At 61.8% G+C, this 16,576-nt stretch carries 18 protein-coding genes; 10 read left to right on the plus strand and 8 right to left on the minus strand.

The window, feature by feature from the left end; genetic code table 11:
• From fmt to FHS64_RS11790, 4 genes are all read right to left on the minus strand, one after another.
• Entirely contained in the window at positions 1-966 is a 966-nt protein-coding gene (gene fmt, locus FHS64_RS11775; protein ID WP_167178518.1) for a methionyl-tRNA formyltransferase, read from the minus strand.
• 63 nt (positions 967-1,029) lie between these two features.
• Positions 1,030-1,242, minus strand: a complete 213-nt coding sequence (locus FHS64_RS11780) for a hypothetical protein (RefSeq protein WP_167178520.1) — start codon at positions 1,240-1,242, stop codon at positions 1,030-1,032.
• Positions 1,242-1,805 (minus strand): peptide deformylase, encoded by a 564-nt coding sequence (def, locus tag FHS64_RS11785; RefSeq protein ID WP_167178522.1) that lies wholly within the window; start codon positions 1,803-1,805, stop codon positions 1,242-1,244. Before def ends, FHS64_RS11780 begins: the two co-directional genes overlap by 1 nt.
• Positions 1,806-1,898: 93 nt before the next feature.
• Positions 1,899-2,312: an acyl-CoA thioesterase gene (locus FHS64_RS11790; RefSeq protein ID WP_167178524.1), complete on the minus strand. Its 414-nt coding sequence runs from the start codon at positions 2,310-2,312 to the stop codon at positions 1,899-1,901.
• Positions 2,313-2,455: 143 nt separating this feature from the next.
• Here FHS64_RS11790 and FHS64_RS11795 point away from each other — a divergent pair, with 143 nt between their 5' ends.
• Positions 2,456-2,779, plus strand: coding sequence for a YnfA family protein (locus FHS64_RS11795; protein ID WP_167178527.1), 324 nt, complete (start codon positions 2,456-2,458; stop codon positions 2,777-2,779).
• On the opposite strand, the gene FHS64_RS11800 is transcribed toward FHS64_RS11795, so the two are convergent.
• Positions 2,769-3,470: an NAD-dependent deacylase gene (locus FHS64_RS11800; protein ID WP_167178529.1), complete on the minus strand. Its 702-nt coding sequence runs from the start codon at positions 3,468-3,470 to the stop codon at positions 2,769-2,771. The two genes, FHS64_RS11795 and FHS64_RS11800, sit on opposite strands and share 11 nt — an antisense overlap.
• A gap of 53 nt (positions 3,471-3,523) precedes the next feature.
• Between FHS64_RS11800 and FHS64_RS11805 the strand changes: the two genes are divergently transcribed.
• Complete coding sequence (locus tag FHS64_RS11805) at positions 3,524-5,005, plus strand: amidohydrolase family protein (protein WP_167178531.1); 1,482 nt, start codon at positions 3,524-3,526, stop codon at positions 5,003-5,005.
• Here FHS64_RS11805 and FHS64_RS11810 read toward each other — a convergent pair.
• Positions 5,002-5,919: a LysR family transcriptional regulator gene (locus FHS64_RS11810; protein WP_167178533.1), complete on the minus strand. Its 918-nt coding sequence runs from the start codon at positions 5,917-5,919 to the stop codon at positions 5,002-5,004. The genes FHS64_RS11805 and FHS64_RS11810 overlap by 4 nt on opposite strands.
• 176 nt (positions 5,920-6,095) lie before the next feature.
• Here FHS64_RS11810 and FHS64_RS11815 point away from each other — a divergent pair, with 176 nt between their 5' ends.
• From FHS64_RS11815 to FHS64_RS11845, 7 genes are all read left to right on the plus strand, one after another.
• Positions 6,096-7,202 (plus strand): S-(hydroxymethyl)glutathione dehydrogenase/class III alcohol dehydrogenase, encoded by a 1,107-nt coding sequence (locus tag FHS64_RS11815; RefSeq protein WP_167178535.1) that lies wholly within the window; start codon positions 6,096-6,098, stop codon positions 7,200-7,202.
• Between the two features lie 65 nt (positions 7,203-7,267).
• On the plus strand, positions 7,268-7,654 hold the full coding sequence (locus FHS64_RS11820) for a VOC family protein (RefSeq protein ID WP_167178537.1): 387 nt from the start codon (positions 7,268-7,270) through the stop codon (positions 7,652-7,654).
• 74 nt (positions 7,655-7,728) lie between these two features.
• Entirely contained in the window at positions 7,729-8,334 is a 606-nt protein-coding gene (locus FHS64_RS11825; RefSeq protein ID WP_167178539.1) for a hypothetical protein, read from the plus strand.
• Positions 8,334-9,167: an S-formylglutathione hydrolase gene (gene fghA / locus FHS64_RS11830; RefSeq protein ID WP_167178630.1), complete on the plus strand. Its 834-nt coding sequence runs from the start codon at positions 8,334-8,336 to the stop codon at positions 9,165-9,167. Before FHS64_RS11825 ends, fghA begins: the two co-directional genes overlap by 1 nt.
• Positions 9,168-9,211: 44 nt before the next feature.
• Complete coding sequence (locus FHS64_RS11835; RefSeq protein WP_167178541.1) at positions 9,212-9,436, plus strand: hypothetical protein; 225 nt, start codon at positions 9,212-9,214, stop codon at positions 9,434-9,436.
• Between the two features lie 108 nt (positions 9,437-9,544).
• Positions 9,545-11,359 carry a DUF885 domain-containing protein gene (locus FHS64_RS11840; RefSeq protein WP_167178543.1) on the plus strand — a complete coding sequence of 605 codons (1,815 nt, stop codon included), beginning with the start codon at positions 9,545-9,547 and terminating at the stop codon, positions 11,357-11,359.
• Between the two features lie 76 nt (positions 11,360-11,435).
• A complete protein-coding gene (locus FHS64_RS11845) occupies positions 11,436-13,223 on the plus strand; it encodes a DUF885 domain-containing protein (RefSeq protein WP_167178545.1) in 1,788 nt (595 codons plus the stop codon).
• Positions 13,224-13,295: 72 nt separating this feature from the next.
• Here the strand turns inward: FHS64_RS11845 and FHS64_RS11850 are convergent, their stop codons facing one another.
• Positions 13,296-13,862 carry a DUF4189 domain-containing protein gene (locus FHS64_RS11850; protein ID WP_167178547.1) on the minus strand — a complete coding sequence of 189 codons (567 nt, stop codon included), beginning with the start codon at positions 13,860-13,862 and terminating at the stop codon, positions 13,296-13,298.
• Positions 13,863-13,865: 3 nt separating this feature from the next.
• The gene (locus FHS64_RS11855; protein WP_167178549.1) at positions 13,866-14,981 is read right to left on the minus strand and encodes a DUF1176 domain-containing protein; all 1,116 of its coding nucleotides are present in this window, start codon (positions 14,979-14,981) and stop codon (positions 13,866-13,868) included.
• Positions 14,982-15,137: 156 nt separating this feature from the next.
• Here FHS64_RS11855 and FHS64_RS11860 point away from each other — a divergent pair, with 156 nt between their 5' ends.
• Positions 15,138-16,361: an NADP-dependent isocitrate dehydrogenase gene (locus FHS64_RS11860; protein ID WP_167178551.1), complete on the plus strand. Its 1,224-nt coding sequence runs from the start codon at positions 15,138-15,140 to the stop codon at positions 16,359-16,361.
• Positions 16,362-16,576 lie beyond the last annotated feature (215 nt).

Genomic DNA, 16,576 nt, shown 5'->3' on the forward strand with positions numbered 1-16,576 from the left:
TCAGGCGTGTCGGGTCGAGAAGGCGGAGCCTTCTGATCGCGCCGAACTCAAAATGGTACCAGTGGCGATTTTGAAGCCATTGAGCAGTTCGGCTGCCGACTGCTGGGCCTTACCTGCACGCTGCACGCGGATTAGGCGCACGGCACCGGTGCCACAGGCAATGGTCAGGTCCTGATCCAGCAGTTCGCCCGCTTGGCCCGAACCCTCGACGGTTTCGGACAGCAGCGCCTTGATACGGACCAACTCGCCCTCATGCTCGACCTCGAACCACGCGCCGGGGAAGGGCGACAGGCCACGGATGTGGCAATCCACTTCAGATGCCGAACGGGTCCAGTCGATGCGGGCTTCCGCCGGAGTGATCTTCTTGGCGTAGGTCACTTCGCCGACCTGTTCGACTTCTTGCGCGCCACCGCGCTCGATGGCGGCAAGGGCGCGGGGCCATAGGGCCGCGCCCGTATGGCTCATACGCTCGGTCAGGGAGGCTGCGGTATCGGTCGGATAGATGTCCATGACTTCGGACAGGATGATCGCGCCCTCGTCCAGACCTTCGCTCATTCGCATGATCTGGGCAGCGGTCTGTGTGTCACCGGCCATGATGGCGCGCTGGATCGGGGCGGCCCCGCGCCAGCGCGGCAGAATCGAACCGTGCAGGTTGAAGCAGCCCAGACGCGGCGCTTCCAGCACTTCGGTTTTCAGGATCTGGCCATAGGCCACAACGACGGCCGCATCGAGATCAAGTGACTTGAACGTCTCGATGGCGTCATCGGATTTCATGCTTTCGGGCGTGAAGACCGGCAGGCCCATGGCCTCGGCAAAGGCATGAACAGGCGAAGGGGTCAGCTTCTGGCCACGACCCTTGGGGCGCGGCGGCTGGGAATAGACGGCAACGATCTCGTGACCGGCGGCAATCAGCTCGGCCAGTGACGGCACGGCAAATTCGGGGGTTCCCATAAAGGCGAGGCGCATAGATGACTCCTTAGCCCGCGCGATTATGCGCGGACGCGCCCTGCCTTTAAAGGAAGGTGCGGCTTACTGCCAGCGGGTGTGGGTGGAACCGTCCAGATCCCACGCGCCACCGGCGTCCAGAGCGTCGTCAAAGTCCAGCAGACGATCCAGCAGCAGACCGGCCACCACGCCAATGGCAGCAACGCCCAGAATGGTGGCCGCCGAGGCGACGCCAACCTTTTCGGCGCGGGTCATCGGGCGGCGGGTGCGGACTTCACGACGTTGGCGACGGGACATCAGGCAGCCATCCTCTGGTGTTTTTTGACCTTGGTAACCGCACGGTCACGACGCAGGCGCGACAGGTGGTCGATAAACAGGACACCGTTCAGGTGATCCAGTTCGTGCTGGAAACATACGGCATAAAGACCGTCGATTTCCTCTTCGATCTTTTCGCCCTGATAGTTCAGGTACGACACGCGCACGCGGGCCGGACGCTCGACCTCGTCATAATAGGACGGCACCGACAGGCAGCCTTCCTCGTAGGTGAAGGTTTCTTCGGACGACCACAAAATCTCGGGGTTCACAAAGAAGCGCGGATTGCGGGCCGCCAGTTCGGCTTCCTCGCCTTCCAGACCCTCGGCGATTTCCTTGTCGCCAAGGTCCATCACCACGATGCGGTCCAGCACGCCGATTTGCGGCGCGGCAAGGCCGATGCCGGGGGCGTCGTACATGGTTTCCAGCATGTCATCCATCAAGGCGCGGTGCGCGTCAGTCACGCCGCCTTCGACCGATTTTGCAACGGTCTTGAGGATGGCCAGGTCGGCCGGAATGTCGATGGTCAGTATGCGTCGGATAGCCATGATCGGGAGGTAGGGTCTGTGGGGGCCAAGGTCAAGAAATGCAGGTCTTGGCCCCGTTATATCACAAAGTGTGTGGCGGAAGTGGCGCGGCTTTTAGCCCTGTACTTCGGGCAGAACGCGCGGCTTGCGGTCTTCGTCGATGGCGACATAGGTGAAAATGCCCTCGGTCACGCGGACACTCTCGATTTCCGCCTGACCACGCGCGCGTTTCCATGCCTCGACGTGAACACGGATCGAGGTGCGACCCGTATGGATGATGCGGGCATAGATGGTCACTTCGTCGCCGATGGTCACCGGCTGGTGGAAGACCATGCCGTCCAGCGCCACAGTGGCGCAGCGGCCACCGGCACGCTCGAACGCAGGGGTCGCGCCGTGCAAGTCCATCTGGGCCAGCAGCCAGCCACCGAAGATATCACCATCGGGGTTGGTGTCGGCGGGCATGGCGATGATGCGACCATAGGGCTTGGTAGTCGGCAGGCTGGGTGGATTGATAGCGTCTGCGGTCATGAGGGGCTTCCGTGAGGCTTTAAGGACAACCGTCCGATATTGCGTTGCAACATGAGCACGGATTTATCCGCAGGCAAATCACCTTGGGTATCGGCATGAAACGCCGTCTTGCCGTCAAGGTTGCCACATGCTTGATCGGGGACATGAAAACAGCCCTCGTCTATCCGCTAGCCGCCATTGCCGAGATTGCCGGATGCTTTGCCTTCTGGGCATGGCTGAAGCTGGATCGCTCGCCCTTATGGCTGGTGCCGGGGGTATTGAGCCTGATCGCCTTTGCGTGGCTGTTGACGCTGGTGCCGTCAGATGCCGCAGGGCGCGCCTTTGCCGCCTATGGCGGGGTCTATATCTGTGCGTCTCTGGTCTGGATGGGCGTGGTCGAAAAGACGACGCCCGACCGCTGGGATATTCTGGGCGGGGCCGTGTGCCTGCTGGGGGCGGCCATCGTGCTGTTCGGACCTAGAGGCTAGCCAGAAATGGCGGCAGAACCTCAGTGGCCGGACCATAGAGGTGTTCGCCGAACAGGTTGCGCCCCACGGTCGGCTCCAGATTGATCTCGACGGTTCTGGCCCCTGCATAACGGGCCTGTTCGACAAAGCCTGCGGCCGGATAGACATTTCCCGATGTGCCGATCGACAGGAAGATGTCGCAGCGATCCAGCGCCTCGCTAATGCGGTCCATCCGTAACGGCATCTCGCCAAACCAGACGATGTGCGGGCGTAAAACCCCTGCCGGATGGTGGGGTGATGTGTGGTGAGGTTCCAGATCATCGGACCAGTCCATGACCTTGCCCGTGCAGGTACAGCGCGCCTTTAATAGCTCGCCATGCATGTGGATCAGTTCAAACCCGTCCCGAGGTGTAATGGCCTGATGGGCGCGATCGTGCAGATCATCGACATTTTGCGTCACCAGCAGGAAATCGCCCTCCCACCGCGCGGCCAGTTCGGCCAGCGCCAGATGGGCGGCATTGGGCGCAACCTTGGGCAGGAAGGCGCGGCGTTGGTTGTAGAAGTCCTGCACCAAGGCCTGATTGGCGGCAAAGCCTTCCGGCGTGGCCACCTCTTCGACGCGGTGTCCTTCCCACAGGCCGTCACTGGCGCGAAAGGTCGGCACGCCGCTCTCGGCGGAAATACCGGCTCCGGTCAGAACAACAAGATTCATGGGGCGGCTCCAGAGCCAGTAGATTCGGCAAGACGATAGGATATAGCTATCGCATGTTTTCGTTCGTATCCCGTCTGTCCGCAACGGCCTCGATGGCCTTGGTGGCGCTCGCCCTACCGGTTATGGCCCATGCCCAGACTCTGGCCCAGACGCCGGTGGATTTGATTATCCGTGATGCCCGCGTGGTGGATGTAAAGACGGGGCAGGTCGCATCCGATCGTGCCGTCATCATTTCGGGCGATACGATTATTGCGGTCATGGCCGATGCCGATGTGGCCGGTGCCTATAGCGCCCCTGAAACTGTCGATGTTGATGGCCGCTGGGTCATGCCGGGCTTGTGGGACAACCACGTCCATTTCGGCGGTGCGGGTCTTGAGGAAGAAAACGCCGATCTGATGCCGCTCTATGTCCTGAATGGTGTGACGGGCGTGCGCGATGCGGCGGGCGATCTGGCACAAACGGTTCTGGACTGGCGCGCAAGTCCACCGCGCGCGATTGGCCCGAACCTGTTTACCTCCGGTCCCAAGATCGAGGGTATTGCCCCCGTCTGGAAGGGGGTGATCGAGACCGGCAGCGAGGCCGATATCGATGCGGCGCTGGATCGTCTTCAGGCGCTGGGCGCGGACTTTGTGAAGATCACCGACAATACCTTAAAGCCGGAGCTGTTCCTCTATGCCGTGCGCGAAGCCAAGAAGCGCGGCATGAAGACCTCGGGCCATATCCCGATGAGCCTGACGGTACTGGAAGCCGCAGAAGCGGGCCTATCGACCATCGAGCACCTGAACTATCTGATGAAGGCTGGATCGCGCGACGAGGCGGGTATTTCGGCCGATTATCTGGCGGGCAAATATACCTATGCCCAGACCATGGCCCGCTATGCCGAGACCTTTGATCCCGAGGTGGCATTGCGTGTTTATCGCCGTCTGGCGGAACTGGGCGTGATGGCCTCACCGACCCAGCACGGTTCTTCGACCTTGGCGTGGCTGGACCGTGATGACCACAGCCACGATCCCGAACTGGCCTATATTGGATCGGGTATTCGCGGCACCTATGGCTGGCGTGTGGAACGCGCCGCACAGGCAACGCCGGAAATGATCGAGGCCCGCCATTTTGTCGAGGCGACCACGCTCAAAACCTTCCCGCTGCTGCGCGAGGCAGGTGTGCGGATTCTGGCGGGGACCGATGCCGGGTTCCTGAACTCGTTCAACTATCCGGGCTTTTCGCTGCATAGCGAGCTGGAACTGTATGTCGCCAACGGCCTGACGCCCCGCGATGCGCTGGAAGCGTCGGTCATCAATGGTCCTGCGCTGCTGGGTAAGTCGGACCGCTTTGGCGCTGTGGCCGAAGGCAAGGCTGCTGATCTGGTCGTGCTGGATGCCGACCCGCTGGTGGATGTGGCCAATACGCGCCGGATCAATGCGGTGGTGCGGGCAGGGCGTATTCTGGACCGTGCGGCACTCGATGCTCTGGATGCCGACATCCGTGCGCGGGTGTCGGCCCACGAGGCGGACGCAGCGGCCAAGGCAGCGAACTAGATGGCGGGTTGAGGTTCTGGGGGCCGGTTGGCTCCCAGATTTTTGGTCCCAAGGCTTTTTTGCAGCCAGTCGATCATGGCCCGCACACGCGGCGGGACGTGGCGCGGGTGGGGATGGACAGCCCAGACGCCTTCATCGGGCGGGCGGTGGCTGTCCAGCACCGGCACCAGATGCCCCGCTTTGAGGGCCTCATTCACATAGAAGTCGGGAAGCTGGCACAGGCCAAGGCCTTGCAGAGCCGCATCCATAACCGCCGTGCCGGAATTGCAGCGCCAGCGACTGTGCGGGCTAAGGGTGATTTCACGTCCGCCTTCAGTAAAGCGCCACTGGGGCGATGATCCGGTCAGTGTGTCGTGGCTGGCGATTTCCGACAGGTCGCGGGGCGCTCCGCGTCGTTCCAGATAGTCGGGGCTGGCACACAGGATCAGGGTGCGCGAGGCCAGTTTACGGGCCATCAGGCGCGAGTCTGTCAGATGGCCAAAACGGATGGCCAGATCATAGCCTTCGCCCACCATGTCCCGCAGGCGATTATCCAGATCGAGGTCGATCCGCAGTTCGGGATATTGCCGCGCAAAGGCGTTGACGGCAGGGGCGATGAACCGCTCTCCGTAAGATACCGAACAGGTCATGCGCAAAAGGCCGCGCGGGGCATGGTCGTCGGGCTGGATAGCGGCCAGAGCCTCGTCGCGCTCGTCGATCAGACGACGGCAACGGGCAAGGAACTCACGCCCCGCATCGGTCAGCTCAACCCGCCGTGTCGTCCGGTGCAGCAGGCGCGTTTGCAAGCGGTCTTCGAGGCGCGCAATCTCGCGACTAACCGCCGAGGTGGACAGCCCCAGCCGCTTGGCCGCCCCTGAAAAGCTGGCCTGTTCGGCCACAGCCGTAAACTCGTCGATACCGTCCCATCTGCTCATCGGGACGTTGCAGCAGGATTGTTGCCCGTATGCAATAATGTTTTGCGGTTGTCGCAGTAGGCGCGAACCCAAACGCAGCGTAAAACAACACCAACGCCTGCCACTTACACGGACAATCCCCTCAAGCAGCAAGCCCCCGCGGGGCGAGCGATAGGGACCTCCGGAGGACCTAAAAAATGAAAACTCTTGCCGCCGTTGCGTTTGAAGCCAAGAAGCCGCTGGAGATCGTCGAAGTCGATCTGGAAGGTCCGCGCTGGGGCGAAGTCCTCGTCGAGATCAAGGCCACGGGCGTTTGCCATACCGACGCCTATACGCTGGATGGTCTGGACTCCGAGGGCCTGTTCCCGTCGATCCTCGGCCACGAAGGCGCAGGGGTCGTGGTCGAGGTCGGCCCGGGCGTGACCAGCGTTGAGGTCGGTGATCACGTCATCCCGCTCTACACGCCGGAATGCCGCCAGTGTAAGTCGTGCCTGTCGCGCAAGACCAATCTGTGCACCTCGATCCGCGCAACACAGGGCAAGGGCATGATGCCGGATGGCACCTCGCGCTTCTCCTATAAGGGCCAGACCATCCACCACTATATGGGCTGCTCGACCTTCTCGAACTATACGGTGCTGCCGGAAATCGCGCTGGCGAAAATCCGCAAGGACGCCCCGTTCGACAAGGCCTGCTATGTCGGTTGTGGCGTGACCACGGGTGTCGGTGCTGTGACCAACACCGCCAAGGTGACGCCGGGTTCGAACTGCGTGGTGTTTGGCCTCGGTGGTATCGGCCTGAACGTCATTCAGGGTCTGAAAATGGTCGGTGCCGACAAGATCATCGGCGTGGACCTGAATCCGGACAAGGAAGAATGGGGCCGTCGCTTTGGCATGACGGACTTCATCAATCCGAAGAATGTCTCGGACGTCGTGGCCGAGGTCGTGCGTCTGACCGACGGTGGTGCGGACTATACGTTCGACTGCACCGGCAATACCGAGGTCATGCGTCAGGCGCTGGAATCCTGCCATCGCGGCTGGGGCGAAAGCATCATCATCGGCGTGGCCGAGGCCGGCAAGGAAATCGCCACGCGTCCGTTCCAACTGGTCACGGGCCGCGTCTGGAAGGGCTCGGCCTTTGGCGGTGCGCGCGGCCGTACCGACACGCCGAAGATTGTTGATTGGTACATGGACGGCAAGATCGAGATCGACCCGATGATCACCCACATCTTCGGTCTGGAAGACATCAACAAGGCATTCGACCTGATGCACGAAGGCAAGTCGATCCGTTCGGTGATCGTATTCTAAGGCTGGTTGTCAAAAACAACTGACCGTGGCTAGTCTTCCCTCAACAACAATGAGGGAAGACTGCCATGTTCTCGCACATCACACTGGGTGCCAACGACGTCGAGGCGTCGCGTAAATTCTACGACGCCGCGCTGGGGGCCTTGGGCCATCAACCGGGCAATCCCAGTGAAGTGCCGCTGCCGGGTGTCTGGTATATGACCCCGCGCGGTATGCTGGGGATCGTCAAACCACGCGATGGTCAGGCCGCCTGCCACGCCAATGGCGGCACTGTCGGCTTTGCAGCCCCGACGCCCGAAGCGGTGGTGGCCTTTGCAGAAGCCGGTGTTGCCGCCGGCGGCACGGCCATTGAAGATCCGGCCGGTCCGCGCACCACGCCGTTTGGTGTCCTGCATCTGGCCTACCTGCGCGATCCGTCGGGCAACAAGATTTGCGCGGTCTTCCGCGAAGCCTGATGCGACCTTTGAAGGGGAAGGGGCAAACTGTGCTAGGTTCATCCTTCCCCTCTTTGTTCTAAAGGCAGAGTTTCGTGGCTTCACTCTTGTTTCGTCGCTGTTCGCTGATGCTGGCGGCTGTATCGGTTCTGGCTCTGGGCGCATGCAGTCGCCCGCAGGACAAGCCTGTAGCACCGCCATCCGAGGCGGCGGGCACCATCTGGCTGAACGAGGGTGTGGTCCTTTACATGCCCGATCAGATCATGAAGGCGCGCATCAAGGTTGAAGACCTGTCGCCCTATATGCGGGCCGTCGAGAGCGCCGCCAAAACGGTGGTCGAGGCCCAAACCGGTCAAAAAGGTACGTCCGGCATGTTGCTGCTGGCCCTGCGTCCCGAAGGCCAGTCCAAGGCCTGGGTGGTGACGGGTGAGCCGCCCATGGCGCAGCCGGTGGCCGATGCCATGATTGCTGCCACAGAGGCCGTGCCCGCCCCGCCTGTGAACGAGGGGACGGTTCTGGTGGGCATCCAATTCCACGCCTTTGGTGGTGGCACCGCGCCGGTCAGCTCTGGCCCGCCCATCCCGCGTGACTGGTATTCGCATTTCTCCAAACATGGCGGTCTGCTGGATGACGCCCTGATGGACAAGGTCTGGCCTCAAGCGGCTGTGGCGCAAAACGAAGCCGAGGAACCGGCCCAATGATGGAAGTTGTCAAAACCCACGCCGTACATGGCGGTACGCTGCGCTATCTGAAGCATGACAGCCAAACCACCGGCACACCGATGACGCTGTCGGTATTTGTCCCTGCGGGTACGGGACCGTTTCCGGTGCTGTACTGGCTGTCGGGCCTGACCTGCACCGAGGACAATTTCACCACCAAGGCGGGCGCATACCAGGCCGCCGCCGCGCATGGCGTGATTATTGTCGCCCCTGACACCTCGCCGCGTGGAGAGGGCGTGGCCGATGATGAGGCCTATGATCTGGGGCAGGGCGCGGGCTTCTATGTTGATGCCACGCAAAGTCCGTGGGCACCCCATTTCAAAATGGAGTCCTATGTCACCGGCGAACTGATCGAAAAGGTCGAGGCACAGTTTCCTGCCAATGGTGTGCGCGGTGTCTCCGGTCACTCGATGGGCGGGCACGGGGCGCTGACACTGGCGCTGAAATATCCGCACCTGTTCACATCGGTCTCGGCCTTTGCGCCGATCTCGTCGCCGACACGCTGTCCGTGGGGCGAAAAGGCATTCACGGCCTATCTGGGTGATGACCGCGCCGAATGGGCCAGGCACGATGCGGCCCTGTTGATCGAAGCGGGCGCGGCCAAGGGCCACTATGACGACATACTGGTCGATCAGGGCGATGCCGACAGCTTCCTTGAAAACCAGCTTAAGCCGGAACTGCTTTTGGCCGCTGCCGACAAGGCGGGCCAGAAGATCACGGTGCGGATGCAACCGGCCTATGACCATTCCTATTTCTTCATGGCCAGTTTCATGGCCGACCATGTGGCGTTCCACGCCGCACGATTGAAGGCCTGATGGTCGGGCTGTTGCCCGCGCACGGACAGTGGTAGGAGGGCGTTATGAACCGTCTCGATCCCTATGAACCGATGTTTTCCGCCCTCTGCACCGAGCTGGGCTTTTGCCTGCATGAAAAAGGTCAGGTGAAGGTCGTCGACGCCCTGCCAAAGGGGCTGGATGCTGCCGTGCGTGCGGTGCTTCAGGCCGAGGGCCACTATGAGCCTGCCGCTTCGGGCGATCTGAAGCGCGGTATCCGCGATTGCATCAAGGCCAATCTTCCGGCCTGATCCCTCATCGGATGACATAAGAAAAATCATTGAAAGGCCCCGTACGACTTGCGTGCGGGGCCTTTCTCCATACTGTCGCCTAACCGTGTTTTCAGGGAGGGTTTACGGATGGATCGTCGTCGTCTTCTTCAGAGTTTTGCTGCCGGTGCCGCATTGATGGCCCTTCCGGCCGGTCGTGTGTTTGCGCAGGCCGGTAGTGGAACCCCCACCGCCGCCTTCCACGCCCTGCTGGACAAGATCGCGCAGGAGATGATCCTGTCCGATCCCGAGACCCTGACCATGCTGGGCATGGACCGGGGACCGAAGGCCGATGCCCGCTTCAAGCTGAGCGACCGCTCGCAGGCCAAGATCGACGCCGACAAAGCCCAGTTCATCGAAGGCATGAAGGCGGTAAAGGCCATCGACAAGGCCCAGTTGCCGCCGACCGAGCAGACCTATTACGACTCGCTGGAGTTCTTCGGCGACACGGTGATGGAGGGCTATGACTTCCCCTATGGCGGCGGCATGTTCCCCTCGCCCTATACGGTCAGCCAACTGGGCGGATCCTATCAGCAGATTCCCGACTTCCTCGACAGCCAGCACCGCATCGAGGCGGCAGATGACGCCGACGCCTATCTGTCGCGCCTGTCGGACTTTGCCAAGGGACTGGACGCCGAACGCGAGCGCATGCTGGCTGACTTCGCCGCCGGTGCTGTGCCGCCCGACTTTGTCATCGACCGCACGCTGACCCAGATGGCGGCCATTACCGGAACGGCTCCGGCCGACTCGGTCATGAGCCAGTCGCTGGCGCGTCGCACCGCCGAGAAGAATATCGCGGGTGACTGGGCCGCACGCGCTCAGGCCATCCTGACGGCGGACGTCTATCCGGCCATCCAGCGTCAGGCCGATGCCCTGCAGTCGGTGCGTGCCGGCGCGACCCATGATGGCGGCGTCTGGCGTCTGCCCGGAGGCGAGGACTATTACCGCTTTGGCCTGAAATACTTCACCACCTCCTCGATGACACCGGACGAGGTGCACCAGATGGGGCTGGATCAGGTTGCGGAAATCTCGGCCCGCGCGGACGTCTTGCTGAAGGCGCAAGGCATGACGCAGGGCACGGTCGGCGAACGCATCGCGGCCTTGGGCAAGGACTCGCGCTTCGTCTATCCGAACACGGACGAGGCCAAGGACGAGCTGATTCAGGAACTGAACAGCCAGATGGTCGCCATCATGGCCCGTATGCCCGAATATTTCGGTCGCCTGCCCAAGTCGCCCTGTGACATCAAGCGCGTGCCCAAGGCCATCGAGGCCGGAGCGCCGGGCGGTTATTACCTGTCGCCTGCCTTGGATGGTTCTCGACCGGGGGCCTACTATATCAACCTGCGCGATACGGCCGAATGGCCCAAATGGACCTTGCCGACCCTGACCTATCACGAGGCGGTTCCGGGCCACCACTTCCAGATTGCCCTGCAGATGGAGAAGCCGGACACGCCTCTGCTGATGAAGGTCATGGGCTTCTCGGCCTATTCCGAGGGTTGGGGCCTGTATGCCGAGCAACTGGCGGACGAGATCGGGGCCTATGAAAACGACCCGTTCGGCCAGATCGGCTATCTGCAATCGCTGATGTTCCGCGCGGCGCGTCTGGTGGTGGATTCCGGTCTGCACCACAAGCGCTGGAGCCGTGAACAGGGCATCCGCTACATGGTCGATACTCTGGGCGATCAGGAATCCAGCATCGCCACCGAGGTCGAGCGTTACTGCGTCTGGCCGGGTCAGGCCTCCAGCTACAAGGTCGGTCACACGACGTGGGTGCGCCTGCGCGAAGAAGCCAAGGCCCGACTGGGATCGCGTTTCGACATCAAGGGCTTCCATGACCGCGGGCTGGACCTTGGCGGCGTGCCGCTGACGGTGCTGGAACGCGAAATGCGGGCCTGGGCACCGTAGGCCTGATTTTTCGTAGTTTGTATCAAGAGGAGGGCATGCCATGCATGACCCTCTTCATTGTCGGGGGGAGTTTTACATGATTGATCGTCGTCAGGTTTTGATGGGGGCCGCCGCCGTGGCTGCGGCTGCGCCCTCTCTGGCTCAGGCCGCTGCGGCCTTGAACGATGCGGATGCGCGTCTGAACGCCTTGCTGGATGGCTGGTTCGAGGCCGATGTGGATGAAAGCCCCGAGCGAGCAACGGGTCTGGGTCTGGACAAGGGCAACCGCGCCCACCTGTCGCACAAGCTCAGCGAAGTCAGCCTGAAGGCCCGCGAGGAGGATCGCACCAAGGCGCTGAGCCGCTGGCAAGCCATTCGTGCCTTTGACCAGACCGGCCTGTCGGAAGCCGGTGCGCTGAACTATGCCATCGCCGCCTTTGGTCGTGAAACCTCGGCCCTGAGCGCAGGCTTTGACTATGGCAGCGGCCGTTCGCCCTATGCTGTGACACAGTTGTCGGGTGCCTATTATTCGACGCCGGATTTCCTGGAGAACCAGCACCGACTGGATGACAAGGATGGAGCCGACGGCTTCATCGCCCGTCTGGAAGCGTTTGCCGACAGTCTGGATGGCGAGACCGAAATCCTTCGTGCCGATGCGGCTGCGGGCGTTATCGCCCCCGACTATGTGATCGACCGCGCCCTGCCGCAAATCCGTACCTTGCGCGACATGGCCGCCGGTGACTGGTCCATGATCAAGACGCTGGTGCGCAAACAGGCTCAGCTGGGCCTGACGGGCTATGACGCGCGCGCCATTTCACTGCTGGATGGCAAGGTGAAACCGGCATTGGCACGCCAGATCGCCACTCTGGAAGAGCAGCGTGTGAATGCAGTGCACGATGCGGGCGTGTGGCGTCTGCCCGAGGGGGCGGCCTTCTATGCCAACGGCCTGCGCTCCAACACCACCACCACCCTGTCGGCGGACGAAATCCACGAGATGGGCCGCGAACAGGTCGCCCAGATCAGCGCCGAGCTGGATCAGGTCCTCAAATCGCAGGGCTATACCCAAGGCACGGTGGGCGAGCGCGTCCATGCGTTGAACACCGACCCGAACCAGCTGTTCGCCAATACCGACGAGGGCAAGGAAGAACTGCTGAAGTGGCTGAACGACCAGATCAAGGAACTGGAGCCGCACCTGCCGCAATATTTCGGCCGTCTGCCGAAAACCCATGTCGAGGTGCGCCGCGTGCCGGTGTCGATCCAGTCGGGCGCACCGGGGGGCTATTATCAAGGTCCGCCGCTGGATGGCTCGCGTCCGGGTGTCTATTACATCAACCTGCGTGACAGCGGGAACTGGCCGCGCTTTGCCCTGCCGACCCTGACCTATCACGAGGCGTCTCCGGGCCACCACCTGCAGGTCGCCTTGCAACGTGAGGCGGGCGAGCTGCCGCAATGGCGTCGTGCCGGTGGCTTCTCGGCCTTTAACGAGGGCTGGGCGCTGTATGCCGAACAGGTCGCCGCCAACGATATGGATGCCTATGCGTCCTATCCGCTGGGCCGTGCGGGCTTCCTGATGTCCTATCTGTTCCGCGCCGTGCGTCTGGTGGTCGATACCGGCATCCACGCCAAGCGCTGGAGCCGAGAGGATGCGGTCGAATACATGGTCGCTTCGGGGGCTAAACCGCGCGATGCCGCCAATAGCGAGATCAACCGTTACTCCGTCTGGCCGGGTCAGGCCTGCGCCTACAAGGTCGGCCACACGGTGATTGCGCGTCTGCGTGCCGAAGCCGAGGCCAAGCCGGACTTCAACATCCGTGACTTCCACGACAAGGTTCTGCTCAGCGGCTCTATGCCGCTGGCGGTGCTGGAACAACGCCTGCGCGGTTAAACGTTCAGCTCAAAAGGAAAAGGCCGGAGGTTGATCCTCCGGCCTTTTTTACAGGACTGCCTTCAACGGGTCCTAGTAGCGGTTCCAGCGGGTCGACCGTGCTGTGCAGACGGCGTCATGGGCAATGCTGCAGTCTGTGCCGCCATTGGCCTGACATTGGCTGACAGCATTGGCGCGGGCCGTGCGGGCATTGCGGGCAGGTGTCGAGAAGTAGCGGGTTGCGCCACCGACCTGTCCACTGGCCACAGCCGAACAGGCATTTCGCCATGCGGTTATCGGCGCACAATTAGCATCCGGCCCGGTGGGGGCGCGCATACTCATCCCGCCCCATTCGTGATCGGGTTGTTCACATTTACGCATGGCATTGAATGAGGCGGCGTCTATGTCGCGGCCTTGAAGGACATAGGCATAGACCTCGCCGGTATCTGTATTGAAGGCAAAGGCCCCTAACCCCTCGACGCGTTCGCTATAGCCTCTGGTGCTGTTATCCACGCCTTGTGGGCTATCCGGAGCGCAGGTTGCCGATCCGGCTACCGTGCCGACGGGGCACTGGGTTTGGGCAGATGTCTTGCTGACAGGCAGGCTCGTTATGAGCAGAAAGCCTGCGGTTATCGCGCCGATGAAATAGGCGGTCTTCATGCCCTACCCCTTGGTCGTGCGCCATGTGGACGGCCAGAATTCCCAGTGAACGCCCAGGCAGTCACCCATGGCGTCTTCCTGTGTCAGAGCGAATTCGCGTCCGGTCCATGACCATTCTGCCATCTGGCCGCAATCGCCCAGACCGCGTCCCTTGCCAAAGGCGCTGATGGCGTTGGTGTCGGGGTTGAAGCTGCTATTGACTAGATCGTCTTGCGACGCGTGCGAGGTCGGAAAGGCTATCGTGCGTGCACCAGCACCGTCATTGGCCGAAACCGCATAGGCGTGTGAGAAATTATAGGCACCGGCCCCGCAGGGCACCGACCACAACAAGGTGTCTGCGCCCAGTCGGTTGACGCTCCAGCCGTCATTGATGGAGGCGCTACCCTGATTGATGTCCGCACATTCGCGCACCTTGGCAAGGGCGGCGACCTGACGGGCCATGTCCTTGGGCAGGTTGGTTTGTGCCACGGGCGCAGCGGCCTTGACGCGCGGCGGTGCGGGGGCGGCAGGGACGCTGCTGGCTGGGCGGTCGCCCTTGCGGATCAGGGCGGTGGTGGTGCCAATCCGGCCCTGGCGCTCGTCGATCCAGAGGAAGGCGGCAGCGGCTCCGGTTAAGGATACCGCTGCGGTTTCACCTCCGGCAGACAGGGTCATGGCCCGACCATTGGCCAATGCCCCTAGCAATTGGTCGGAAGCATTATTGATCGACAGCACCGGATCTTCGGATTCGAGGGCTTCCATCTTGCCCGCATAGTTGCGTCCGTCGATGTAGAGCAGGATGCGTGTGGCATCGGATGGCAGCGACCAACTGCCCGCATGAACGCGCGGACGGGCATCGGGACCGGCATCCAGCTTGACCATGACAAAGCCGCTGTTTTCCGCCGCAGGCCCATAGGCCGCGCAGTTGTTGATATTATCGCAAACCGCAGTCCACTCGCGGAAGGTCTTGGTTTCACTGGCAAAACTGGGCCCTGTTTCGGCCACTACAGCAGCCGCGTCCGTGGCGGCATCCTCGGCTGAGGCGACAGGGGCAGAGGGCGTGGCCGTCTTGTCATCGTTACAACCTGCCAGAAGGGCAGCCGCAGCGGCACTTAAGGCCAGCATACGCATGGGTGTCATATGGGTGTCCTTTGAATGGCTCAGGTGACTAAACCGGCACTTGCTCTCAGGGACAAGCACGAAGAACGACAAAATCTTGCGCCGGATTGCTTTGCGTTGCGGCACGGGGGGGCTATATCGCCTGCAACGTATTATTTAGCGCTAAGAGGACCAAGCATGGCCAAGATCAAGGTCGCCAATCCCATCGTGGACATCGACGGCGACGAAATGACCCGCATCATCTGGCAGTGGATCAAGGACAAGCTGGTCTTCCCTTACCTTGATCTGGAGCTGGACTACTACGATCTGGGCATGGAAAGCCGTGACGCTACGGACGACCAGATCACCATCGACGCCGCCCACGCCATCCAGAAGCACGGCGTTGGCGTCAAGTGCGCCACCATCACGCCGGACGAAGCCCGCGTGAAGGAATTCGGCCTGAAGAAGATGTGGAAGTCGCCGAACGGCACCATCCGCAACATCCTCGGCGGCGTTGTTTTCCGCGAGCCGATCATCTGCTCGAACGTTCCGCGTCTGGTGCCGGGCTGGACCCAGCCGATCGTCGTCGGCCGTCACGCCTTTGGTGACCAGTACAAGGCCACCGACTTCCTGTTCCCGGGCAAGGGTACGCTGTCGATCAAGTTCGTCGGTGAAGACGGCGAAGTCATCGAGCACGAAGTCTACAAGGCTCCGTCGGCTGGCGTGGCCATGGGCATGTACAACATCGACTCGTCGATCCGTGACTTTGCCCATGCCTCGTTCAGCTATGGCCTGGCCCGCAACTATCCGGTCTATCTGTCGACCAAGAACACCATTCTGAAAGCCTATGACGGCCGCTTCAAAGACATCTTCCAAGAAGTCTTCGACGCCGACTATGCCGAAGAATTCAAGGCGCGCGGCCTGACCTACGAACACCGTCTGATCGACGACATGGTGGCCGCCGCCATCAAGTGGTCGGGTGGTTTCGTCTGGGCGTGCAAGAACTATGATGGCGACGTTCAGTCGGACATCGTGGCTCAAGGCTTCGGCTCGCTGGGCCTGATGACCTCGGTCCTGATGACGCCGGATGGCAAGATCATGGAAACCGAAGCCGCCCACGGCACAGTGACCCGTCACTACCGTCAGCACCAGAAGGGTGAAGCGACCTCGACCAACTCGATCGCTTCGATCTTCGCATGGTCGGCTGGATTCAAGCACCGCGCCAAGCTGGACGACAATGCTGCGCTGCTCGAGTTCGCCGAGACGCTGGAACGCGTCGTCGTCGAAACCGTCGAGTCGGGCTTCATGACCAAGGATCTGGCCCTGCTGGTCGGTGACCAACAGTCGTGGCTGACCACCGAAGGCTTCCTGGACAAGGTCTCGGAAAACCTGAAGGCCGCTCTGCCGGGTATCGGTGAGTAAGCTCACCAGTTATGAGTAAGAGAGAGCCCCGCCAGACGATGTCTGGCGGGGCTTCTTTTTACCCTAACGCTCGCCACGCGGTGGCTCGCTCCTTGAGGGCAAAAAGAAGTTGGTGGACTTTGCGCTTAAGCAGTGAGGCCACGCGGGCCGAGCGATAGCGTGTGACTAAGTCGCCCATTAAAAAAGCCCGCCTCGGATGAGGCGGGCTTTTCGCT

The sequence above is a fragment of the Brevundimonas terrae genome, from assembly GCF_011761985.1.
Taxonomy (GTDB): Bacteria; Pseudomonadota; Alphaproteobacteria; order Caulobacterales; family Caulobacteraceae; genus Brevundimonas; species Brevundimonas terrae.

Bases quoted from the DNA above. Each gene is read 5' to 3' on its own strand.
- FHS64_RS11810 (WP_167178533.1), bottom strand. From the start codon at position 5,919: ATGAGCAGATGGGACGGTATCGACGAGTTTACGGCTGTGGCCGAACAG.
- FHS64_RS11815 (WP_167178535.1), top strand. From the start codon at position 6,096: ATGAAAACTCTTGCCGCCGTTGCGTTTGAAGCCAAGAAGCCGCTGGAG.
- FHS64_RS11795 (WP_167178527.1), top strand. From the start codon at position 2,456: ATGAAAACAGCCCTCGTCTATCCGCTAGCCGCCATTGCCGAGATTGCC.
- FHS64_RS11855 (WP_167178549.1), bottom strand. From the start codon at position 14,981: ATGACACCCATGCGTATGCTGGCCTTAAGTGCCGCTGCGGCTGCCCTT.
- fghA (WP_167178630.1), top strand. From the start codon at position 8,334: ATGGAAGTTGTCAAAACCCACGCCGTACATGGCGGTACGCTGCGCTAT.
- FHS64_RS11800 (WP_167178529.1), bottom strand. From the start codon at position 3,470: ATGAATCTTGTTGTTCTGACCGGAGCCGGTATTTCCGCCGAGAGCGGC.
- FHS64_RS11840 (WP_167178543.1), top strand. From the start codon at position 9,545: ATGGATCGTCGTCGTCTTCTTCAGAGTTTTGCTGCCGGTGCCGCATTG.
- FHS64_RS11780 (WP_167178520.1), bottom strand. From the start codon at position 1,242: ATGTCCCGTCGCCAACGTCGTGAAGTCCGCACCCGCCGCCCGATGACC.
- FHS64_RS11835 (WP_167178541.1), top strand. From the start codon at position 9,212: ATGAACCGTCTCGATCCCTATGAACCGATGTTTTCCGCCCTCTGCACC.
- def (WP_167178522.1), bottom strand. From the start codon at position 1,805: ATGGCTATCCGACGCATACTGACCATCGACATTCCGGCCGACCTGGCC.
- FHS64_RS11805 (WP_167178531.1), top strand. From the start codon at position 3,524: ATGTTTTCGTTCGTATCCCGTCTGTCCGCAACGGCCTCGATGGCCTTG.
- FHS64_RS11820 (WP_167178537.1), top strand. From the start codon at position 7,268: ATGTTCTCGCACATCACACTGGGTGCCAACGACGTCGAGGCGTCGCGT.
- FHS64_RS11850 (WP_167178547.1), bottom strand. From the start codon at position 13,862: ATGAAGACCGCCTATTTCATCGGCGCGATAACCGCAGGCTTTCTGCTC.
- FHS64_RS11845 (WP_167178545.1), top strand. From the start codon at position 11,436: ATGATTGATCGTCGTCAGGTTTTGATGGGGGCCGCCGCCGTGGCTGCG.
- FHS64_RS11790 (WP_167178524.1), bottom strand. From the start codon at position 2,312: ATGACCGCAGACGCTATCAATCCACCCAGCCTGCCGACTACCAAGCCC.
- fmt (WP_167178518.1), bottom strand. From the start codon at position 966: ATGCGCCTCGCCTTTATGGGAACCCCCGAATTTGCCGTGCCGTCACTG.
- FHS64_RS11860 (WP_167178551.1), top strand. From the start codon at position 15,138: ATGGCCAAGATCAAGGTCGCCAATCCCATCGTGGACATCGACGGCGAC.